The organism is Agrobacterium sp. B1(2019) (genome assembly GCF_008274755.1).
Classification (GTDB): Bacteria; Pseudomonadota; Alphaproteobacteria; order Rhizobiales; family Rhizobiaceae; genus Agrobacterium; species Agrobacterium salinitolerans.
Window position 1 is genome coordinate 116,395 of record NZ_VTPB01000006.1, and the last position, 21,048, is coordinate 137,442.

Consider the following 21,048-nt stretch of genomic DNA (forward strand, 5'->3'; position numbering starts at 1 on the left):
TCCTGTCCTATTCACAATGGCCGCTGCCTTCAGCCTGCCTTAAGGTGAGCAGGTCAAGCGAGGGCTTTTGAAGGAACCAAAATGCGCCTCATCGTTCTCACCTACCTCAGACCTGCCCTGATGCTGTTCGCAGCGCTGCTGTTTGGTTTCGCGCCACAGATCGCCGCAGCCGAGGATAGTCCCCAGCCCAAAGAGTATCCCCGGATCCTGAAGGCGATCGAGCAACAGGGACTGACAATCCTCGGAGAGATGAAGGTACCAGGCGGTTTGAGAGCATTCGCCGCAAAAGCTGGCGCGCAACCTCTGACAATCTACCTCACCCCGGATGGCGAACATGTTGTCGTCGGCACACTTGTCGACGAGGCAGGACAGGACATGGCGGAAGCCCAGCTCAAGGAAATGGTGGAGGCGCCGATCCCGGAAGAGGGATGGGAAAAGCTGGAGGGGTCGACGTGGGTCCAAGATGGAAGGCCAGACGCGCCGAGGACCGTTTACGTGTTTACGGATCCCAACTGCCCCTATTGCCACCAGTTCTGGACGGCTGCCAGGCCCTGGGTCGAGTCGGGCAAGGTACAACTCCGACATGTCATGGTCGGCGTGATCAGACAGGATTCCCCAGCCAAGGCGGCTGCTATTCTTGAGGCCAAGTCTCCTGAGGAGGCGCTGGCTGAAAACGAACATAAGTACGGGGACGGCGGCATAGTCCCTTTGGAAACGATCAGCCCGGCAGTGGCAGAAAAGCTCGAGCACAATGCCACTCTGATGACCGAGCTTGGCTTCTCTGGGACCCCTGCGATTGTCTTCAGGAAAGCGGATGGTAGCATCGGGCAGATGGGTGGTCTGCCCCAGGATGCCGCACTCGAGATGATTCTTGGTCCGAAATAGCTCAGAATGCGATAGGCTCTTCTATGTCTGCAAAGGTGCGAGAGGCGTCTTCCGCTTCGCGCCAATAGCGGCCATCAAAGCTGAGAAACACGGGGTGCCGCTTGACTGAATGCAGTGCGAATGGCGGGCCCGCCCTACGCGGGCCCTCTATTCGTGATCGTGCCTGATTGTGGGAAGTTCAGCGAGTTCAGGCGACCTGCTTGTCAGACTCAATCTGGAGCGGCCGGGCCGCCGTCCCATTGCCTATCTCGATTCGCCGGGGCTTCATCGCCTCCGGCACTTCCTGCTTTAGGACAATTCGCAGGAGACCGTCGGAGAGCGACGCCGTCTCGACGTGAACATGGTCAGCCAGTTCGAAGCGACGCTCGAACGACTGTCCGCCAATGCCCCGATGTAGGTACTCCCCTTCCTTCTTCTCTGCTTTCGACCCTTTGATGATCAGGACGTTGCGCTCCTGGGTCACGTCGAGATCGCTCTGGCTGAAGCCTGCGACTGCCATGGTGATCGCATACTCGTCATCGCCAAGCTTGACGATGTCGTAGGGTGGCCAGAGGTCAACCGCCTGCAGGCGCTGCGCGTTATTGAGAAGGTTGAACACACGGTCGAAGCCAATGCTGGACCGGTAGAGGGGTGCGAAATCAAGTTCCGTTCTCATTACCATATCCTCCGTAAAGCAACATGGATTGGAGACGCCACCGAAAACCTGCGTCTCCGGCCTATCGGCCCCTACTAAGGCTGCCGATGCAATGAATCTGGTTGGCGAAAAATGCCTGTTCAAGAACCTGGGAGGAAATTTTTCGCCGCCGCGTAATCCCGCTCTGGTATGGGGCAATCAGCTACCCGCCAACCTGGCTTGCTGTGCAGTAAGCGCCTGCGTTCGCTCCCGTCGACATATACGGTTTCCCTATCAGATTTAGTGACCTGAGTGGTGTTCCGACTTGAACGGAAGGACGCGGCAAACCACATCGATAATCGGCGTTGGCCACAGCGCCTTCCTTGTTGATCACAAACAGAATCAGTGAGGTGGAAATGATCTCGAAGCTCTTTGATCGTCCGGTGTATCTGAAGGAACAAAAGAACCTCGTCCGCGAGATTACGGCCGTGGAGGAGGCGATTGATTATCTGGAGGATTGGCCAGAACGGGAACGGGACCTGATCCATGAGGCGGCCTTGAGGACCTGCTACATGGCACATGACGGTTTGAAACCTCTTCGGGCAGCACGCGATGCGATACGCTCTTTTGCTAAGAAGAAGGGCATCCTTGCCAAGGAACCTGCTGTGAAGCCTTGGATGATCAGGCCTGTTGGCGGTAGCGGCAGGGCATCGCTCTAACCCGTTGAGGCGAGAGGTTGGAGATGCTGCCTCTCGCCTTCATCAAGGCCACATGGGCGCAGAGTCGGCTTCGCTTCTTCCCGCCGCCGCTCTGCAACGGGCGCGGACCTCCGACCACACATCGATAAGGTAACGTGGCAGGTACACACATTCATCTGAGTGACGGCCTTGACCTTCCCACGTTGGAAGCACCAGCATCGGCAGCCTGGCAATCGATGCCAAGCGACCACCGACCATAATGGCACCCGAACATTGATAAAGATCAAGGTGCGTAATGGGAGGCGTGGCATGGTGAGATGACGGAGGATCGACAATGCGCACGTTAGCACAGAGAGCGTTGGTATGGAGGCTGCTCGCGGCACTCCTTGCTGTTGCTCTCATGTTCAGTGCGCCGGTTACGCATGCGGCTCCCCAGACCTGCCTGGACGGACACCACCAGATGGTGGACGATGATCCGGGCGACGAGAATTCCAAGGCCCAGCATTCTCCCAAACAGAACTGTTGCAGCGTCATCTGCGTCTTCTGCCTCGCAGTCGTTGCACAACCAGCAGGATCGGCGCACTCGGTCCTGCTTCTGGCTAGGGTCTTGGATGTCGCTGACGATGTCGCAGGCCACGACCCGTCTCCTAGCTTCGAACCCCCTCGATCCATTGGTTGATGAACTGCTCGCCGCTGGCGGGCCATTCCCACCATTGGGCCGATCACGGCCAAGAAGATCGAGAGAACGTCATGTTTCGTCGTCAATTTCTGAAGACGCTCGCCGTCAGTGCGGCAGCTATTTCACCCCTTGCACAGAAGTCCTGGGCGCTCACTAGCACAGGATTGCAGTCACCCATCGAACTCGCAGTCACCAAGCGCTCCATTGAAGTGAATGGCCGATCCGCCAGCGTCTTCGGTCTTGTTCAGGGCAATGGACGGAGCGGCCTCGTCCTGGATGCGGAAGACGGCTTCAATGTCATCCTGTCCAACACCACGGATGAAGCGACGCTCATTCACTGGCATGGGCTTACCCCTCCATGGGAGCTGGACGGTGTCCCCGACAATCCGGCAGCGCTCCTCACTGCAGGAGAGAAACGGCACTACCAGTTCGATCTCGCAGGCGGCGGCACCCACTGGATGCACGCCCATACACTACAGGAACAAAGCCTGTTGGCGGCACCGCTGATCGTGCGGACGGCGGAGGACCGCGCTCGTGACGAGCAGGACGTCGTCATCCTTCTTCACGACTTCTCTTTCAAGTCGCCGGAGGAATTGCTGGCGGAACTGCAGCAAGGTTCCGCAATGGGCGGCGGACACGGTGGCGGCTCGATGCCGATGGATCACGGGAGCATGATGTCCAACATGGCGCAAATGCACGGCGGCGGCATGCCCATGGGTGGCATGGCGATGGGCGGCATGGGCATGGGCGGCATGGGCATGATGGACCTGAACGACATCGAGTATGATGCGTACCTCGCCAATGACCGCACGCTGGACGATCCGGAGATCGTGCAGGTCGAGAAGGGTGGCCGCGTTCGGCTACGCATCATCAATGGTGCAACGGCGACCGCCTTCACCATCGACACGGGAACCGTCGTGGGAAGTCTGGCCGCCGTCGATGGCATGGCCATCGAGCCCGTCACCGGCACCCGCTTCCCGATCAGCATGGGCCAGCGGTTGGATATCGTACTGCAACTCCCGCTGGGCACCGCGTCACTTCCGATCCTTGCCTTACGCGAAGGCTCCGAGGAGCAGACAGGCGTCATCCTCGCAACGGCGGACGCGACCATTTCGAAGGTTGCCACAAAAGCTTCTTCCGCCGGACCGGTCCTCGACCTTTCACTGGAGGCGATCCTCAAAGCGACGTCACCTCTGGACGAGCGGCCCGCAACGAAGACCTATCCTCTGATCCTCTCCGGCAGCATGACCGGCTACTCATGGGGGATCAGCGGCGATGCGATGGCCGTCAATCCTGATGACAGGGTCCGCCTCGTCATGCGCAACATGTCGATGATGACACACCCGATGCACCTTCACGGACACCATTTCCAGGTGGTCGGCATCAACGGACAAGGCATGCGGGGAGCCGTGAGGGATACGGTTCATGTTCCTCCCATGGCAGAGGTTGCTATCGAGTTCGATGCGAGCAACCCGGGCCGCTGGCCGTTCCACTGCCACCACCTCTACCACATGGCGGCAGGGATGATGTCCTTCGTGTCCTATAATCGCGCGATCTGATCGGAGAGCGGAGATGAAGCACGAACATCACGGCCATCATGCTCACGATGATCATCATCAAGAGCATGACCATGAGCACCACCATCAGGTGGCAGAGAAGCAAGTACCTCCTCCGGGCATGCTGGGGGAAGGCGTCATCTACACCTGCCCGATGCATCCGCAGGTGAGGCAGATCGGCCCCGGCAACTGCCCGATCTGCGGCATGGCACTGGAGCCGGAAGTGGCGACCCTGGGAACGGGTCCAAGTCCGGAACTGGTGGACATGAGCCGACGGTTCTGGATTGGCCTCGTCCTCAGCATCCCGGTCCTTGCCTTGGAGATGGGTGGCCATCTCACGAATCTCCACATGATACTGGGGCCACAGACGTCGAACTGGCTGCAGATGGTACTCGCGACACCGGTTGTCCTCTGGGCGGGCTGGCCGTTCTTTGAACGGGGTTGGAAGTCCCTGGTGACCCGTCATTTGAACATGTTCACCCTGATTGCGATGGGGACGGGTGCCGCCTGGATTTACAGCGTCGTTGCAACGGTTGCGCCAGGCGTCTTTCCCGACACGTTCCGCGCGGAAGAAGGTTCAGTCGCCGTCTACTTCGAGGCGGCCGCCGTCATCACCGTCCTGGTCCTGCTCGGGCAGGTTCTGGAACTGAGGGCACGCGAACAGACAGGCGGGGCGATCCGCGCGCTTCTCGATCTGGCACCAAAGACGGCGCGTCGGGTTCTTGCGGATGGGACGGACGAGGATGTCGGTCTTGACGCCGTGGCCGTCGGCGACCGCCTCCGGGTTCGACCGGGAGAGAAAGTTCCTGTTGATGGTGTGCTTCTGGAGGGCCGCAGCTCTGTGGACGAATCCATGATCACCGGCGAGTCGATGCCGGTCACCAAGGAGGTCGGGTCGACGCTCATCGGCGGCACCATGAACCAGACCGGTGGCTTCATCATGGAGGCGGGCAAGGTCGGACGCGACACGATGCTCTCCCAGATTGTTCGCATGGTCGCGGACGCCCAACGCTCTCGCGCACCCATCCAGCGCCTCGCAGATGAGGTCTCGGGATGGTTCGTTCCGGTCGTCATTGTGGTTGCGCTCGTCGCCTTTGCCGCCTGGATGATCTATGGGCCTGAGCCTCGCTTCGCCCACGGCCTGGTGGCAGCCGTCGCCGTTCTTATCATTGCCTGCCCCTGTGCCCTGGGGCTTGCGACACCTATGTCGATCATGGTCGGTGTCGGTCGGGGAGCTAGTCTCGGCGTACTGATCAAGAACGCGGAGGCACTGGAGCGCTTCGAAAAGGTCGACACGCTCGTGGTCGACAAGACCGGAACCCTGACAGAGGGACGGCCCAAGGTCACGGCCATTGCACCAGCGGAAGGCATCTCCGAAGACGAGCTGCTGCGGCTGGCCGCCACGGTCGAACGCTCAAGCGAACATCCGCTGGCGCTCGCGATTGTCAATGCGGCGGGTGAGCGTAGCATCGCCCTGGGAGATGCCATCGATTTCGACAGCCCTGTGGGCAAGGGAGTGACGGGGACGGTCGATGGAAAGCGGCTGATCCTCGGCAGTCACCGCATCATGGGGGAAGAGGGTGTCGACGTCAGCGCCATGACCGCGAAGGCGGAAGAGCTGCGCAACGAAGGCGCTACCGTCATATTCACCGCCATCGATGGCAGGCTGGCCGGTCTGTTTGCTATCGCCGATCCCATCAAGCCGACGACACCGGATGCGGTAAAGGCGCTCGTCGAAGACGGTGTTCGGGTCGTGATGCTGACGGGCGACAACAAGACGACTGCTCATGCAGTCGCGCGACGCCTCGGGATTACCGAGGTGGAGGCGGAAGTCCTGCCCGAGGACAAGAGCAAGATCGTCTCGCGCCTGCGCAGTGAAGGCAGGATCGTCGCCATGGCGGGCGATGGTGTGAATGATGCTCCCGCGCTTGCGGCGGCCGATGTCGGCGTGGCTATGGGAACGGGAACCGACGTCGCCATCGAAAGCGCGGGCGTCACCCTCCTGAAGGGAGACCTGCAGGGCATTGTCCGGGCACGGCAGATGAGCCGCGCCACGATGAGCAACATCAGGCAGAACCTCTTCTTCGCCTTCATCTACAATGCTGCAGGCGTGCCTGTCGCGGCGGGCGTCCTCTACCCTGTCTTTGGTCTGCTGCTCTCACCGATCATCGCGGCGGCGGCAATGGCATTGTCTTCGGTCAGTGTGATCGCCAACTCTCTCAGGTTGAGGAGCATGAAGATATGACGGTCAACCGCACGCTCCTGCTGATGGGCGCATCCCTGGCCCTGATCCTGGTGTTCTACATCCTTCGTGAGCACTGGGGGCACGTTCTGGGCTACGCCCCCTACCTGATCCTGCTGGCCTGCCCACTGATGCACCTGTTTCATCGACATGGCGGTCACGGCCACAAGGATCACCGGTCGTGACCTACCAGCGGTCGGCATCGAGCACTGTAGCCTTGTCGGCATTGGCCGAACGGGTTTTCGAGTTGCTCGACAATCCGGCCTTCCTCGGTGCGCACATGGAAGAGCCCTCAGTCATGATGCTGGGGGCTTCCATGAAGTACAACTTTGACGAAGCGGAAGGACGTGCCGTCGGCTCTGTCATTAGAATGAGGGGGCTGATACTCGACCGGGCGCTCTCCGTGGAGGAAGTCGTGACGGAACGACATCCTCCGCTCTCAAAGACTTGGGAGACGCGCGGAACGGTGCGTCTCCTCGTCATCGGTTCCTACCGTATGGGATTCAGGATCAGTCCCGCCAGATCGGTATGCAGCCTGAACGTCAGGATCGAGTACAACCTGCCCACCCGTCTCCCCGATAGGCTGCTGGGGCGCTTGCTGGGCGGGTTCTACGCCAACTGGTGCGTGACGAAGATGACCGCCGGAGCGATTGCGCATTTCCGTTCCGTTCAGCCGACGCCGTAACTCCGGAGCCGACACCTGCAGGCGATCACGAAGATGCGAGCGAGGCTTCTATTTGCGGCAGCGCAAGGATGCTCCGACGGACGCAGTGTCCAATAATAGGCAACGCAGACATAAATAGCAGGACCAGAATTATGACCAGTAGAACACTCTTCCGCGCCGCCGTCGTCGTCGCACTCCTGTCGGCGACGGCAATGCCGGTGCTGGCCGACGCCACCCACAACCATCCGGCGGCGAACGGGACAGCTGCCGCTCCCCTCGATATCGTACGGGCGGCGACAGACCTTGCTCAGCCAGTAGGTGCGAGGGGTCCGGAAACGATCAAGGTGAAGCTCGACACGGTCGAAGTTACTGGCAGCCTGGCGGACGGCGCGACCTACCACTACTGGACCTTCAACAGGAAGGTTCCAGGCCCCTTCGTCCGAGCAAGAGTCGGCGACACCGTCGAAGTTGAACTAACCAACCTTGCCGATAGCAGTGAACGCCACAGCGTGGACTTCCATGCGGTCACGGGACCGGGAGGCGGAGCGGAGGCGACGGACGCTGCACCGGGAGAAACGAAAGGCTTCAGCTTCAAAGCACTGAAGCCGGGCCTTTACGTTTACCACTGCGCTGTGCCGATGGCCGCCCACCATATTGCCAACGGCATGTATGGTCTGATCCTGGTGGAACCGGAAGGTGGTCTTCCTCCGGTGGACCGCGAATTCTACGTGATGCAAGGCGAGGTTTATACGGCGCAGGCCTATGGCACGAAGGGCAAGCTGACGGAGAGCCTGGACAGGCTGATGGACGAGACGCCGGAATATTATGTGTTCAACGGTGCAGCCAATGCGCTGACCGGCGACAATGCGTTGACCGCAAAGGTGGGCGAGACTGTTCGCATCTACTTCGGTGTCGGCGGCCCCAACAAGACGTCGAGCTTCCACGTGATCGGCGAAATCTTCGACAAGGTGTATCAGCTCGCGTCGCTGACGACGGAGCCGCTGACCGACGTGCAGACCATCACGGTTCCGCCCGGCGGAGCTGCGGTGGTCGACATGACGATGGACGTTCCGGGGGAGTACGTGCTGGTGGACCATGCTCTGTCACGGGCAGCCCGTGGCCTGGTGGGCAAGCTGGTCGTCAAGGGAGACGAGCGGACCGAGGTCTTCAAGGCAGCAACGACACGCACTGCTCAGGCGGAACATGGTAAGCACGAGACGCACTGATCGGCACAGCGCAGGAGGCGGGCTGCAGAAAGCCGCTCCCGCCTCCAGCGTTTGCACGTTTCAGCCAGAGTGCTTCAAGCAATCACGTGCCGCGCTAGCCGCCGCACTGATAGTAACCTGAATATCCCACGCGCAGGCTCTCACCAATCGCGAATACCATGTCGGCTTCCACCTTCTCTCCCGCTTGGACCTCATCGACGGAGAGAGTGACGCTGATGGGCCCAGAGGTCAGGAAGAGGTTGCCGTCCCCGCCAGCTGGCTGCAGTTCCACAAGGTGAGCGTTCACCTTTAGGACAGCAGTTGTCACGGTAGCGCCCGGTGTTCCCTTGAGGGCAAGTATCGGCTTTCCAGCACTCGTGTACCTGAACGTGCATTGAGCAGGCGAACCAAGGACTTTGGCGATCTCCGCGTCCACCATCGTCGCGGGGTCGAGTGTGGGTATGTCAGCGCCAGCTATGGCTTCCTCACCGGAGAGCACGCGGGCAGCCTCTTCAGAACGCGGAGGACTAATGATGTCGTCAGCAGCTTCCCGTTCGCCACATCCCGACAGGAGACTGGCCGAGGTAAGGAGCAGCAGTGAAAGGAGGGAGTTCTTCATCAGTCACGCTCCTCCAGGTCCTCGATCAGATACTTCATCTCTGCGATCTCCCGCTCCTGGGCCTCGATGATCTCGTCGGCCAGCTTTCGAACGCGGGGATCGGAAATCTGCGCACGCTCACTCGTCATGATGGCAATCGAATGATGCGGGATCATCGCGCTCATGTATTCGGCGTCGTCGACCGTCACCTGGCTGCGGACGAGCCACAGCGACAACGCGAAGACCGCGACGGACCCGCCGAAGATGGCCATGTTGAGCATCTGCTTCTTGTACATACCGAGCATGAAGGCGAGCATGATGACCGCCATAGTCGATCCCATGACCAGGGCCATCCAGGCTCGGGTCTCGCTCCAGAACACATGTTCCAGTGCGTAGGTGTTCAGATACATCAGACCGTACATTACGACCGTCGATGTCGCGATCATGGCGGCAAAGCGCCAGTAGGACATTCCCATTAGATGTTCTCCTTCGGCTCCTGGTGGATTGCGCAATACCGCTGATCCCGGCCGAGTTGATGCGTTTGATTATGCTTCACCCGTCGCCCGCCCCTTTCGGGTCCTCGGGCGCAGCGGGATACTGCCAAGATCGGGAGTGCGAAAAAGCAGCATGCGCCCAGCATGAACCCCAGGTGGGTACGGAAGGAGAGACCTCCGTCCGTACCCATGCTTCCGCAGGGGCTACTGCGCCATACGCTCGCAGCTTTCGGCACACTTGCGGCAGGCATCGACGCAAGCCTGCATGTCACCGACCCGTTCGCAGTCGTCGGCGCACTGGCAGCATATTTCCGCGCACTCGCGGCAAGTGTGCTTGTGGTGCTCGGTGCCTATCAGCATGAAATGGGCCGAGGTGCGGCAGATTTCGGCGCAGGCCATCATCAGCTTGAAGTGTTTCGGCTCCGTGTGCTGGCCGCCCTTTTCGAGGCAATGTCCCATCGCCATGGAGAGGCACTCGCTGTAGCAGGCCAGACAGTTGTCGATGCACTGCTTCATTTCCGAGGAGATGTGGTGCATGGGCGTTACTCCTTCACTTCCTTCTCGACCCACTCAGTCAGTCGCTCGACTTCTTTCGTCTGATCGTCAATGACCTTCTGCGCGGTCGCCTTGGCCTCTTCATTGTCGCCGTGCTCCAGCTCGACCTTCGCCATGTCGATTGCACCCAGATGATGGGCAATCAGACCGCAGACGAACGACGCGTCGGCATCATCCTTCATCATCCCCTGCATCATCTGCTGGTTCATCGACATCATCGCCTCCAACGAGGCCTGCTGATAGTCGGTGAGGTCGGCCATCGGGCCCTGACCACTATTGGAGCCTTGTCCGCCCATCGGCATCTGCTGACTGCCCATTGGCATCTCGCCACCCATTGGCATGCCCGACATCGGCATGTCGCCCTTGCACTTGTCGGGGAATGTCGGGTCGGCTGCGGCAGGATGAACGGATGCGAGTATTGCGGCGGAGACCGTGAGCGCGGCGGCTGCGTGTTTGACGTACGTGTTCATGTTGAACTCCTGTTGTTTTGAGGGACGTGTCTCAAACAGCAGGGGTTCTGGGAGGGGGATCAATCGCAGTCAGGAGGAGAAGCGGCCGCTCCGGTCTGACGTGCACATGCAGCTGGCCGAATGGTACCTCAGGCGGAGCATAGACTAGCGGCTGAGGAAGGATCGGACAGCAGTGCATCTGCGCGCAACACGTTCTGGCAAGTTGAACATCCAGACCGTCGCGCTGGCTGTCCAATACCTGGTCACTCGCCTGCACCTCCGGGCAATGGTGGGTCGGTGCAGCGAAAGCAGGAGCCGTAGCGAAGAGCCCGATGACAAGCAGCGTCGCTGCGATCACCGATAATCCTGCCTTCAAAAAGTCCGATAGGGACATCCTTCGGTCTCCGCGCTCGATGGCTGGAAACACCGGAGCAGAGGAGAAAGTTCCAGCCGCGATGGGGTTCGCCGTCGTCCCTCCTGCAAACCTTCCCATAGGATAGATGTTCTAGCGCCACACAAAGGACGAGATGTCCATGCTGTAGAGGCTGGTTGATTGACAACCGTCAAGCCGACGGCGATTCTTTGGACATGAGTGGGATGTTGAGAATCACATCGCAGGTTTTGATGCTGATCTTCAGGCTGGCGGTCGTGCTGTCGCTGGCTGGCTACAGCATGTCGGCCGCCAATGCCGCTATGCATCCCGCCATGCCTGACTCCGTCTCCTTCGTTGAAGGTGATCATTCGGCTCATGGCGCTCATTCCCATTCCAAGATGACCGATGACGGACATCATTCCGAGCATGCTGCGGAAAGCGATGGCGACACTGCGGATAACAGCTGCTGCCAGGACTACTGCGGCGTGTTCGCAATTGATGCTCCCATGCCGAAACTCGCCCACCCGGTCGCCGTATCCATCAAGGGCTTCATGAACGACCTCAGGACGTTCGGCGAATCTCCGGCTCTTCACCGACCACCCAACATCTGAGAACCGACACCCGCCTGACGGGGCTTGCTGTACCTGAGCACTTCGAGTGCCTGGTGCTGTCGTGACTGTATTCTCGGAAATTCACCATGAAGCTGACATTCCTGGTGGTGGGCGTCCCGCTCTTTGTGAGCGGATGCACCTCCACGCTACCTGAAGTCGTGGCCTCGACTGGCCATCCAGACACCGTGATCGACGTCCGGCCGGTCCGTTACCAGAATCCGATTGGCGCATACACGCATCGCACTCCTGTCGATCCCAAACCCTGGCGCGGTCTCAACGACGCCCAGGCCCCGAAAGGGGGAGCATGATGCTCGGCAGGAAGATCAAGGTTCTCTCAGTGCTGGCATTGCCGCTCATCGCGGCAGGCTGTGTTTCTACTGACTATGCCGCCAAGGATGCCGGATTCCTGAATGTCTCTCTCAAGAGTGGCGAGGCGACAGGCAAGCAGACGGTATGGGTGCAGAACCAGCAGCACGCCCAGGTGGTTCGCGACCGCGTCAAGACGCTGATGGCCAGGAAGACGGTGGACGCCGAGACTGCTGTGCAAGTGGCACTGCTCAACAACAAGGGCCTTCAGGCGGCTTATGCCGACCTCGGTGACAGTGCAGCAGATGCCTGGCAGACGCAGCTTTCGGTTCTGCCGAAGTTCTCGGTTGGCGTCTCCGGTATCGGCACACCCGGGCTTGAAGCCTACCGGGTGCTGGAAGGTGCCATCGCGGCAAACATCCTGTCATTGGTGACCTATGACAGGAACATGAAGATCGCCGAGACACGCTTCCGGCAGGCCCAGCTCAATGCAGCGCTCGCAACCATCTCGCTTGCCGCCGATACGCGCCGGGCCTGGATCAACGCGGTCGCGGCATGGGAAAATGTCGCCTACCTCAACCGCGCGCGCGCTGCGGCAGAGGCGGCGTCCGATCTGACCCAGAAACTGGGTGAAGCGGGGTCGATGCCAAAGGGAGAGCAAGCCCGGGAACATGTGTTCTATGCCGAACTGACGGGCGAAACCGCGAAGGCAAGATTGGCTGCGCGGCTGGCGAAGGAAGAGCTGATCCGGCTGATGGGACTGTCTGGGTCCGACATCGAGTTCCAGATACCGAACCAGCTCCCGTCATTGCCTCGGGCCCTGATCAAACGCGACGACATCGAGGCCGAAGCGATCCACAAGCGCATCGATCTCCAAATAGCCCGGCTGGAGCTTCAGGCGACGGCGCAGTCCTACAAGCTGGAGGACGCAACCCGGATCGTCACGGACATCGAGCTGGTGGGCATGGTGGAGAAGGAGCGCGAACGCGAGGATCATGGCATCGTCTCCGAAGTGTCGCGGACCGCTTCGCTGGAATTCACGATCCCGATCTTCGATTCCGGTCAGGCGCGGCTCCGAAAAGGCGAGTTGGCCTACATGCGGGCGGCCAACCAACTGGCGGAAAAGGCGGTCAACGCTCGCTCGGAGGCGAGGTCCGCCTACCAGGCGTACCGCTCCAACTACGACATCGCGCGCCACTACAGGAACAACGTTCTTCCCTTGCGCAAGGCGGTCGAGGAGCAGTCGCTGCTCACCTACAACGGCATGCTCACAAGCACATTCGAACTGATCTCGGACAGCCGGGACAGCGTCAATTCAGCCCTCCTCGCAGTCAACGCAAAGAGAGACTTCTGGCTAGCCGAAGCGAACCTCGCCCCCGCCATCTATGGCGGCAGCGCCGGTGCGCCTTCCGGTGAAACGGAGGTCCCCTCAGCGGAAGCGGCCGAGAGCGGCGGGCACTAAAGGAAACGATCATGTTCAGCAGAAGACAATTACTGGGAGCAGGTGCGGCAGGTGCCGCATTGGTTTCCTCGCAGACGTGGGGCCGGACTTCCAACATGGGTTTGCCGGAGGCGGCACTGATGGATACGGCCGCCACCCAGACGCCGGTCAAGCCCACCACTGGGCCCGACTACAATCCGGTTGTTACCCTTAATGGATGGACCCTGCCGTTCCGGATGAACAATGGCGTCAAGGAATTCCATCTGGTAGCCGAGCCGGTCGAACGGGAGATGGCGGAAGGGATGACCGCCTATCTCTGGGGGTACAACGGCCAGTCCCCTGGGCCGACGATTGAAGCTGTCGAAGGTGACCGGGTCCGCATCTTCGTCACGAACAAGCTTCCGGAGCACACGACGATCCACTGGCATGGCATGATTCTGCCCTCTGGCATGGACGGTGTCGGCGGTCTCTCGCAGCCTCATATCCCGGTCGGCAAGACCTTCGTCTACGAGTTCGACCTCGTGAAGTCGGGTACCTTCATGTACCACCCGCATTCGGACGAAATGGTCCAGATGGCGATGGGCATGATGGGCTTCTTCGTGGTCCATCCCAAGGACCCGACGTTCATGCCGGTCGACCGCGATTTCGTCTTCCTTCTGAATGCCTTCGACATCGAGCCGGGCTCCTATGTCCCGCGCATCATGGAAATGACCGACTTCAATCTCTGGGCCTGGAACAGCCGCGTCTTTCCCGGCATCGACCCGCTTGTGGTTTCGAAGAACGACAAGGTCCGGGTCCGGGTCGGAAATCTGACGATGACCAACCATCCGATCCACATGCACGGCTACGACTTCGAAGTCACCTGCACGGATGGGGGCTGGGTGCGTCCGGAGGCCCGCTGGCCGGAGGTCAGCATCGACATCCCGGTTGGCGCGATGCGCGCCTACGAGTTCGACGCCAAGTATGTCGGCGACTGGGCCATCCACTGCCACAAGTCGCACCACACCATGAATGCCATGGGCCATGACATTCCGACCTTCATAGGCGTCGACAAGAAGCAGGTCGCCAGCAAAATCCGCCGCTTCCAGCCCGAATACATGCCGATGGGCACCGCCGGTATGGCGGACATGGGCGAGATGTCGATGGAGATACCGGAGAACACAATCCCGATGATGACCGGCTGGGGGCCGCACGGCCCCATCGAGATGGGCGGCATGTTCTCGGTCGTGAAGGTTCGCGAGGGCATCTCCGCTGGCGATTACAGCGATCCCGGCTGGTACGAGAACCCGCCCGGCACCCAGGCATGGGAATGGACCGGAAGCCTCCCGGATGCGCCTAAAGCCACCGATGCGACGACAACAATCACCCCGAGCCATTCGGAACACCACTGATCGAAGCTCACCTTGAGAAGGATATTGCCTATGAAGACTGCATTGACGGGCCTGCTTCTGGCCTCGCTCGCAACCCCGGCCATCGCCGCCGGAAACCACGCCGGAGGTCACGGCGAGATGGCGGTGGGCGAGCCGGGACAGAAGTCGAAGGTCACCCAGACGATCCGTGTCAGCATGAAGGAAACCGATGACGGCCGCATGGTCTTCACACCGGACAGCTTCAAGGTCCGCAAGGGCCAGACGATCCGCTTTGCCGTGAAGAACGATGGTGAGGTGGACCACGAGTTCGTTCTCGACCAGGAGGACAAGGTCATGGAGCACAAGGCTCTCATGGAGAAGTTCCCCGAGATGGAACACGACGACCCGAATGCGATCCGACTGGCACCGGGCGAATCTGGAGAGATCGTCTGGAAGTTCACGAATGACGGCGTCTTCAAGGTCGCCTGTCTCGTACCCGGCCACTACGATGCCGGAATGCACGGCAACGTCACCGTCGCCGAAAAGTAAGCAACGAAAGGAGCACCACCATGAAAGCAATCCTCAACATCGCGCTTGCCGCCACCTTGACCTTGGGTGCAGCCACCGGAGCCTTCGCCCAGGAATTCACCAAGGGCACGGTCAAGAAGGTCGACACCAAGGCCAAGAAGGTTACCCTCATCCACGAAGAGCTGAAGAGCCTCGACATGCCAGCGATGACCATGGTCTTCCATGTTCAGGACGAGGCAATGCTGGAGAAAATGAAGCAGGGTTCGACGGTAGAGTTCGTCGCCGACCGTTTGAATGGAAAGCTGACTGTCACGCAGCTGAAGTAAAGGCCTTGGCCGCCCCGGCAACCCGTGGCGGCCAAACCCTACAGGAGAAACAGATGAAACGCAGAACATTCATCAGCCTGGCCGCATCGGCAGTAGCCGCTCCGGGCATGGTCCTAGCGGCAGCACCGAAGATGACGGTTCACAAGGACCCGAACTGCGGGTGCTGCGCCGCATGGGCTTCGGCCTTCGGCAAAGCCGGATATGACGTCAGAACCGTCAACGAAGCCGACATGGATGCCGTAAAGAACGGCCTCAAAGTCCCCTCTGATCTGTGGGGCTGCCATACGGCGGAAGTCGACGGCTACTACCTTGAAGGCCATGTCCCCCTGGAAGCTGCGGAGAAGCTTCTACGCGAACGTCCGCCGCTCGCGGGGCTTGCCGTCGCGGGTATGCCATCCGGCTCGCTTGGCATGGGGGATGCCCCCCGGGCTACCTATGACGTAATGGCCGTGCCTCGCGACGGTACAGCACCTTACGTCTATCTTGCAGTGAGACCGAGCTAGAGCATTCGCCGCTGCAAGGGGAACCGCCGCAAAGACGACTGCGAGGAACGCTTCAGACACTGGGCCTACAGCCCAAATGACGTCAGGATCGGGCAAGGCCCCTTCTTGCCTGAGGCGCATTCGCCGATCAGCCGTTCCAGAGCCTCGCGCGCCCTGTTCAATTCGGCGATCCGCTCATTGAGTGCGGCGAGACGTGCCCTGGCGGCCTCGCGAGCGCGTTCCCTGTCATCTCCGGCATCGAGATCGAGCAGTTCCCTGATCTCCTCCAGCGTGAATCCCGCCGACTGGGCCTGCTTGATGAACAGGAGCCGCCGGACGTCCTCGCTTCCATATCGCCTGCCGCCGTCCAGCCGCTTCGGCGTCTGCAGAAGACCCTTGCGCTGATAAAACCTGATGGTTTCCACCCCGACTTTTCCTGTGGCCGCGAATTTTCCGATTGTCATATCCATAGGGTCTTGACTCCGTACCATGGTACGGAACGTATGGTCTTACCAACGGTTTCACAAGACGAAGGAGACGTGAAAATGTTGGAGAGAACAGACCCCGCATTACTGGAAAAGAAGGCCATTCTCTATCGAATGGTCATGCCCGGGCATACATGCCCGTATGGCCTGAAGGCAAAGGACCTGCTCCGCCGCGAAGGCTACGAGGTCGAGGACCACCACCTGACCACCCGTGAAGAGACCGATGCGTTCAAGGCGAAGCATGGTGTCTCGACCACTCCGCAGGTATTTGTCAGCGGCTACCGTGTGGGCGGCCATGATGACCTGCGCAGGTTCCTCGGCAAGCCAGTGGCCGACCCCAAAGCGACCACCTATCGGCCGGTCATCGTTCTGTTTACGCTGACGGCTCTGATGGCTCTCGCTGCAAGCTACGCCATCCTGGGCGACCCGCTCACACTGCGCGCAGCGGAGTGGTTCATCGCCTTTTCCATGGTCGTCTTGGCGATGCTGAAGCTCCAGAACGTCGAGAGCTTCGCGACCATGTTCCTGAACTACGACCTCCTGGCGAAGCGTTGGGTTCCCTACAGCTACATCTATCCTTACGCGGAGGGGCTGGCGGGTGTCCTGATGGTGGCCGGAGTGGCGAACTGGCTCTCTGTCCCGGTGGCGCTATTCATCGGCACTATTGGAGCAGTCTCGGTCTTCAAGGCGGTCTACATCGACAGACGAGAGCTGAAATGCGCCTGCGTCGGCGGATCGAGCAATGTACCGCTCGGCTTCATCTCTCTGACCGAGAACCTGATGATGATCGCCATGGCGATCTGGATGGCGCTCGCTTCGACGGGGCTCGCCCCTAGTCATGCAATGTAGCGAGACAGCAAGATGCACCTAACCGGGCTGCCTGATGCCGGAAAGGCTCAGGCAGCCCGGTTAATGTCAGGTCTTCGCGGTCAGTACGAGGTTGGAGTACCGCTCGTTAGCGTGCCGTTGAAGTGGACGACGCGAATACCGGTCGGATTCCGTCCTAGCCTAGTTGTGCGGAGACTGGCCATTCGCCAGCATCAGATGGTGCATCTGGTGGTGCATGCCCTGCGCCATCACCCCGATGAAGCCCAAGGCGCGAAGCTTTGCGATCCCTGATGGATTATCCGGTGTAACCGTGAGAATCGCTCCGTCCGCGCTCTCAGTTGACGAAAACCTGTAGCCACTCTCGCCTTCCGTCGTGGAGGCGTGAGCCGATACCATCCTGCGAATGGAGCCGACGACCGAGCCCGTACCAGAGACCATGAAGCGAATGCTTCCGCCATCTTCCTGAACCTTAATACGAGCTGACATGGTCACGTTGTTCATGTCTATGAGGTGCTGACGCAAAGCCTCTATGTTGACCTTTGACCAGTCGGTCGTGGGATCGTTCTCCAGCAAAGCGACAATTTCCTGAATGGCCGCGAAAGCGGCCTGCCCAGCTTCGATGGGAAATTCACCGTCGTCCGTCATGGCTGCATCGTCCATACCGTGCATGTGAGTTCCAGAATGTTCCTGGGCAGGGACGGACGTCGAAAACAGCAATAGAAGAGACAAAGCGGTAACCGGGAGGTTCATCTGCATTTCCTTTCATCGATCAAGAACCACCTTGTCATTTCGATGCAAACATTCACATGATAGCGATCATGTTTCATGAACTGATAGAGATGCCCGGAACCGAGCGGGTCTTCGACGAAGGTGCAGTCCTCTTTAGCAGAAACGACGTGGTGTCTTCTCTGATGCTGGTTCTTTCTGGGGAGGTACGGCTTGTTCGGCATCAGGATGATGGGCGTGCTGTAGTCCTGCAACGTGCCTCGGCAGGTTCGGTCCTGGCGGAAGCTTCGATGTTCAGCGACGTCTATCATTGTGAGGCCGTGGCAGTTGCTGTGTCCCGGGTTCGCATCATCGAGAGCCGACGGATAAGGTTGAAGTTCGCCAGAGAACCGGATTTTGCAGCAGCGTGGGCGGCCTATTTAGCTCACGAGATCAGGAACACCCGCATGCGTGCAGAAATCCTTGCGCTGAAGACAGTTGCCGAACGGCTGGATGCCTGGATCGCATGGCACGAGCAGCTTCCGTCAAAGGGGAAGTGGAGGCAAGTCGCAGAGGAGATCGGCGTGAGTCCGGAGGCGTTTTATCGGGAGCTTGCCAAGCGCTGCAGCAAGCCGAAATGAATCTAAGGAGTTGGTGGCTGTGCGGCTCGGGAGCATATCCAGTAGACCTGCGGCTGTGGCGGCAGGCGGCTTAGTTGGAACTCACCTCGAAACCCGATGTATGTCCGGCCGATGGCTTGCGCAGTGCTTGCTTTTCTCCTGCTTGTATTGGGAGGCAAGCAACTCCGGTGATGACCGCTTAGGGCCGAAAGGCGACTTGACCTAACTCACTGAGAGGGGAGAAAGGCGCTCTGCCCTCTCTCCCCCACAAGCACTAAACCGGTCTCCCCATGCTTCGGCCTGCGGCCTGCAGCACCGGCCGCATTTCCCTGAAATCCGTCTCGGCCCTCCGGGTGGGTGATCCCCCTCCGGTTTAGCGCTTGTCCCTCTCTCTCCAGCTGTTCCGCACGAGCTCGGGAGCAGGAGCGGGGCTCCTGCCCTCCCTTCGATTTCGGGAGGTCAAGGAGTGATCGCTTGCGCTTGTGGAGAGGGAAAGATGACAGAAAAGCTTGAGCTGCAACCCAACGAGCCATTGTCCGTGAAGGTCGAACGTCACCGAGCCGTCTACCTGGCGGCCGTCAACGGCGAGGGCGGCGCTGACATGGATCAAGAAGCGAATGCACGTATGGCAATCATCAGGCACGCGCCGTCAGATCAGGATGAGAGAGATCAGAAGCTACTTTACGTAGCGGGGTACCTAATTGCCTCGAAGGGGAGCCTAAACCCTGAGGAAATGGAGCTTCTTCTTTCAGGCTCCACCTCTCTATCGGGGCATTGATGATCAACAGGCATCTGGCCCTGAAATCAGTAGTTGGTGGCAACCCATTCGCCGGATGCAGACTTGGCAAATCCAATGACGCGATCGAGAGGAGCTGCGTTCGGATTCCTCTTGATGGCCGCAACGCATGATATGCCTGGACCGCTGGCGTTCTCGTCACACTCTCCCAAAGCAAGGGTTACATCGGCTTCACCGCGGCCGGTCCTCAGAGGATTGCGGGCATAAGCCTTGCGGTATGCGGCTAGAGCTTCCTCTTCTGTCGGTATTTCAAGCACAGGGGCCGGAGGTTCGGGAATCAGGGAGGGATTGGCTGCGATAAGGGCCGCGATCTCCGCATCAGTAGGGGCCCGAACAACCTGCTCTGGCTCCGGCATGATGAGATAAGTACCTCCAGCACCGGCGAGAATGCCGATACCTGCGGCTGCTACGATGAGAATGTTGCTGTTCATGTCATCCACTCAGTCATTCAGGTTGAACCAAGCGCGCTGCTTGACGCCCTTATCGTTCGGAATGTCGAAATAATAAGGATCCGCGCGGCGAGGGCGGGGCTGAGTGATCTGCACCATGCAGCCATTGTCTCGGTTGAAAACATCATTGTCGTTGTTCTGGTTGATCTGCCGGATCGTGACACCCTTGCGCTCGTTTTCGCGCTTGTCACCAAATTGGGTACGGAAGGCGGCACGGTTGCTGCACTGGTTGACGGTCTTCATGCACTGATCCTTGTCGTCTCGGCCCAAGAACGGCCGATCCCCATCGGTGCGGGAGGAAACGGCGGTCATGCCGGCAGGGCATTCCTCGTAAGGTTCATAGCCCGGTTTTCCGGCTTTTGCTTCATGGCAGATCGGCCAGGAGAAGCCGGGCTTCGCCATAGCTGATATAAGCCTTTTCATCGGGGGAACGCAGTAGGGGACGCCATGCCATGACGGGCTTTGTGAGGCTGCGCACAAGAGGATCTGGCAACCCCATGAGGCATCCTCGGCCTTGGCAGATGCTGGAGAGATGGCAGAGCCGCGAGACCGGCTGCGGCAAAAAACACTGGTTTAATATCAGGTGTCCCTCTTGATCAACGCTGCTGAAATTGCCGGCTCGGAAAAAGGTCTTTCGAGCGGAGTCCTGTGCTGGATGCGTTCGCCTGCGGCGTAGATGACGGCCGAGATCAGCGCGAAGCACGCAAACCAGGAAATGCCGATGCGATAGAGCAGTGGCTGATTGGGAATGTCCCGAGAAACCGCGGCGAATGCGAAGAGCCCGACCAGGTAGCTGTCGAAAGACAAGTGGCGCTTGTCGTGGAAAGCCAGCGACAGGATGAGAAGGAAGGCCGCTAGTAGCGCGTGGATCCACCAGAGTCTCTGCGCCGGGATTGTGAGGGCGATCGAGAGGGAGATGGCAAGCAGCAAGCCAGCCAAGGGATCCGTTGCGAGAGAGGTCGCAATATGTGCGAGGTCTGGCAACTATCGGTCTGTCTTCTTCGGCTTGTTTCGCGCATCAGCAAAAGGAGGAGAGATCTCGCTTTTCCTCTCGGCCAATAGCTTGAAGTCGGCGATCGGATGCCGATCTAGGGGTCAGAACAAGAGCAGT

General features: G+C 59.7%; 27 protein-coding genes and 1 pseudogene. 17 read left to right on the plus strand and 11 right to left on the minus strand.

Annotated elements, in window-relative coordinates; all coding sequences use genetic code 11:
* The first annotated feature begins 81 nt into the window (after positions 1 to 81).
* Complete coding sequence (dsbG, locus tag AGR1_RS28320) at positions 82 to 885, plus strand: thiol:disulfide interchange protein DsbG (RefSeq protein WP_197283341.1); 804 nt, start codon at positions 82 to 84, stop codon at positions 883 to 885.
* A 187-nt stretch (positions 886 to 1,072) separates the two neighbouring features.
* Here dsbG and AGR1_RS28325 read toward each other — a convergent pair whose 3' ends face one another.
* Positions 1,073 to 1,540, minus strand: a complete 468-nt coding sequence (locus AGR1_RS28325) for an Hsp20 family protein (protein ID WP_052820534.1) — start codon at positions 1,538 to 1,540, stop codon at positions 1,073 to 1,075.
* A 374-nt stretch (positions 1,541 to 1,914) separates the two neighbouring features.
* Here AGR1_RS28325 and AGR1_RS28330 point away from each other — a divergent pair, with 374 nt between their 5' ends.
* From AGR1_RS28330 to nirK, 6 genes are all read left to right on the plus strand, one after another.
* Positions 1,915 to 2,217 carry a DUF982 domain-containing protein gene (locus tag AGR1_RS28330; protein ID WP_052820535.1) on the plus strand — a complete coding sequence of 101 codons (303 nt, stop codon included), beginning with the start codon at positions 1,915 to 1,917 and terminating at the stop codon, positions 2,215 to 2,217.
* Positions 2,218 to 2,946: 729 nt separating this feature from the next.
* The gene (locus AGR1_RS28335; RefSeq protein ID WP_062654003.1) at positions 2,947 to 4,434 is read left to right on the plus strand and encodes a multicopper oxidase family protein; all 1,488 of its coding nucleotides are present in this window, start codon (positions 2,947 to 2,949) and stop codon (positions 4,432 to 4,434) included.
* 118 nt (positions 4,435 to 4,552) lie between these two features.
* Positions 4,553 to 6,676 (plus strand): copper-translocating P-type ATPase, encoded by a 2,124-nt coding sequence (locus tag AGR1_RS28340; protein ID WP_234823792.1) that lies wholly within the window; start codon positions 4,553 to 4,555, stop codon positions 6,674 to 6,676.
* Positions 6,673 to 6,858 carry a DUF2933 domain-containing protein gene (locus tag AGR1_RS28345; protein WP_052820539.1) on the plus strand — a complete coding sequence of 62 codons (186 nt, stop codon included), beginning with the start codon at positions 6,673 to 6,675 and terminating at the stop codon, positions 6,856 to 6,858. Before AGR1_RS28340 ends, AGR1_RS28345 begins: the two co-directional genes overlap by 4 nt.
* A complete protein-coding gene (locus AGR1_RS28350) occupies positions 6,855 to 7,358 on the plus strand; it encodes a polyketide cyclase (RefSeq protein ID WP_107341308.1) in 504 nt (167 codons plus the stop codon). The genes AGR1_RS28345 and AGR1_RS28350 overlap by 4 nt, the downstream gene beginning before the upstream one ends.
* Before the next feature lie 131 nt (positions 7,359 to 7,489).
* Positions 7,490 to 8,563, plus strand: a complete 1,074-nt coding sequence (gene nirK, locus AGR1_RS28355; protein ID WP_062654007.1) for a copper-containing nitrite reductase — start codon at positions 7,490 to 7,492, stop codon at positions 8,561 to 8,563.
* 94 nt (positions 8,564 to 8,657) lie between these two features.
* Here nirK and AGR1_RS28360 read toward each other — a convergent pair whose 3' ends face one another.
* The 4 genes from AGR1_RS28360 to AGR1_RS28375 all read right to left on the minus strand — a co-directional run bounded on the left by AGR1_RS28360 (position 8,658) and on the right by AGR1_RS28375 (position 10,659).
* Entirely contained in the window at positions 8,658 to 9,161 is a 504-nt protein-coding gene (locus AGR1_RS28360; RefSeq protein ID WP_062654009.1) for a DUF6692 family protein, read from the minus strand.
* Entirely contained in the window at positions 9,161 to 9,610 is a 450-nt protein-coding gene (locus AGR1_RS28365) for a DUF305 domain-containing protein (RefSeq protein ID WP_197570699.1), read from the minus strand. The genes AGR1_RS28360 and AGR1_RS28365 overlap by 1 nt, the downstream gene beginning before the upstream one ends.
* Before the next feature lie 228 nt (positions 9,611 to 9,838).
* A complete protein-coding gene (locus tag AGR1_RS28370) occupies positions 9,839 to 10,171 on the minus strand; it encodes a four-helix bundle copper-binding protein (protein WP_062654128.1) in 333 nt (110 codons plus the stop codon).
* A gap of 5 nt (positions 10,172 to 10,176) precedes the next feature.
* Complete coding sequence (locus tag AGR1_RS28375) at positions 10,177 to 10,659, minus strand: DUF305 domain-containing protein (protein ID WP_062654126.1); 483 nt, start codon at positions 10,657 to 10,659, stop codon at positions 10,177 to 10,179.
* Positions 10,660 to 11,187: 528 nt separating this feature from the next.
* Here AGR1_RS28375 and AGR1_RS28380 point away from each other — a divergent pair.
* From AGR1_RS28380 to AGR1_RS28410, 7 genes are all read left to right on the plus strand, one after another.
* On the plus strand, positions 11,188 to 11,622 hold the full coding sequence (locus tag AGR1_RS28380; RefSeq protein WP_149149113.1) for a hypothetical protein: 435 nt from the start codon (positions 11,188 to 11,190) through the stop codon (positions 11,620 to 11,622).
* 86 nt (positions 11,623 to 11,708) lie between these two features.
* Entirely contained in the window at positions 11,709 to 11,930 is a 222-nt protein-coding gene (locus tag AGR1_RS28385; RefSeq protein ID WP_062654123.1) for a hypothetical protein, read from the plus strand.
* Complete coding sequence (locus AGR1_RS28390; protein ID WP_062654129.1) at positions 11,930 to 13,390, plus strand: TolC family protein; 1,461 nt, start codon at positions 11,930 to 11,932, stop codon at positions 13,388 to 13,390. The genes AGR1_RS28385 and AGR1_RS28390 overlap by 1 nt, the downstream gene beginning before the upstream one ends.
* Positions 13,391 to 13,401: 11 nt before the next feature.
* Positions 13,402 to 14,760, plus strand: coding sequence for a copper oxidase (locus AGR1_RS28395; protein WP_062654122.1), 1,359 nt, complete (start codon positions 13,402 to 13,404; stop codon positions 14,758 to 14,760).
* Between the two features lie 30 nt (positions 14,761 to 14,790).
* Complete coding sequence (locus AGR1_RS28400) at positions 14,791 to 15,267, plus strand: plastocyanin/azurin family copper-binding protein (RefSeq protein ID WP_062654121.1); 477 nt, start codon at positions 14,791 to 14,793, stop codon at positions 15,265 to 15,267.
* A 20-nt stretch (positions 15,268 to 15,287) separates the two neighbouring features.
* Positions 15,288 to 15,572: a copper-binding protein gene (locus AGR1_RS28405; protein ID WP_062654119.1), complete on the plus strand. Its 285-nt coding sequence runs from the start codon at positions 15,288 to 15,290 to the stop codon at positions 15,570 to 15,572.
* 53 nt (positions 15,573 to 15,625) lie between these two features.
* Entirely contained in the window at positions 15,626 to 16,075 is a 450-nt protein-coding gene (locus AGR1_RS28410; protein WP_062654117.1) for a DUF411 domain-containing protein, read from the plus strand.
* A 65-nt stretch (positions 16,076 to 16,140) separates the two neighbouring features.
* On the opposite strand, the gene AGR1_RS28415 is transcribed toward AGR1_RS28410, so the two are convergent.
* On the minus strand, positions 16,141 to 16,545 hold the full coding sequence (locus AGR1_RS28415) for a MerR family transcriptional regulator (protein ID WP_062654115.1): 405 nt from the start codon (positions 16,543 to 16,545) through the stop codon (positions 16,141 to 16,143).
* Between the two features lie 54 nt (positions 16,546 to 16,599).
* Between AGR1_RS28415 and AGR1_RS28420 the strand changes: the two genes are divergently transcribed.
* Positions 16,600 to 17,388 (plus strand): glutaredoxin family protein, encoded by a 789-nt coding sequence (locus AGR1_RS28420; RefSeq protein WP_107341311.1) that lies wholly within the window; start codon positions 16,600 to 16,602, stop codon positions 17,386 to 17,388.
* A gap of 159 nt (positions 17,389 to 17,547) precedes the next feature.
* On the opposite strand, the gene AGR1_RS28425 is transcribed toward AGR1_RS28420, so the two are convergent.
* Positions 17,548 to 18,117, minus strand: a complete 570-nt coding sequence (locus tag AGR1_RS28425; protein WP_142523782.1) for a hypothetical protein — start codon at positions 18,115 to 18,117, stop codon at positions 17,548 to 17,550.
* 68 nt (positions 18,118 to 18,185) lie between these two features.
* On the opposite strand from AGR1_RS28425, the gene AGR1_RS28430 reads away from it, so the two are divergent.
* Both AGR1_RS28430 and AGR1_RS28435 read left to right on the plus strand, forming a co-directional pair.
* Complete coding sequence (locus AGR1_RS28430) at positions 18,186 to 18,713, plus strand: Crp/Fnr family transcriptional regulator (protein WP_234823790.1); 528 nt, start codon at positions 18,186 to 18,188, stop codon at positions 18,711 to 18,713.
* 475 nt (positions 18,714 to 19,188) lie between these two features.
* The gene (locus tag AGR1_RS28435; RefSeq protein ID WP_107341314.1) at positions 19,189 to 19,470 is read left to right on the plus strand and encodes a hypothetical protein; all 282 of its coding nucleotides are present in this window, start codon (positions 19,189 to 19,191) and stop codon (positions 19,468 to 19,470) included.
* 26 nt (positions 19,471 to 19,496) lie between these two features.
* Here the strand turns inward: AGR1_RS28435 and AGR1_RS28440 are convergent, their stop codons facing one another.
* The 4 genes and pseudogenes from AGR1_RS28440 to AGR1_RS30055 form a co-directional block, all read right to left on the minus strand.
* The gene (locus AGR1_RS28440) at positions 19,497 to 19,919 is read right to left on the minus strand and encodes a hypothetical protein (protein ID WP_149149114.1); all 423 of its coding nucleotides are present in this window, start codon (positions 19,917 to 19,919) and stop codon (positions 19,497 to 19,499) included.
* A 9-nt stretch (positions 19,920 to 19,928) separates the two neighbouring features.
* On the minus strand, positions 19,929 to 20,249 hold the full coding sequence (locus AGR1_RS30195) for a hypothetical protein (protein WP_348640601.1): 321 nt from the start codon (positions 20,247 to 20,249) through the stop codon (positions 19,929 to 19,931).
* 267 nt (positions 20,250 to 20,516) lie between these two features.
* Positions 20,517 to 20,867: a hypothetical protein gene (locus AGR1_RS30050; RefSeq protein ID WP_234823791.1), complete on the minus strand. Its 351-nt coding sequence runs from the start codon at positions 20,865 to 20,867 to the stop codon at positions 20,517 to 20,519.
* A 54-nt stretch (positions 20,868 to 20,921) separates the two neighbouring features.
* Positions 20,922 to 21,029, minus strand: a pseudogene (locus AGR1_RS30055) (thermonuclease family protein); the annotation flags it as partial.
* Between the last annotated feature and the right edge of the window lie 19 nt (positions 21,030 to 21,048).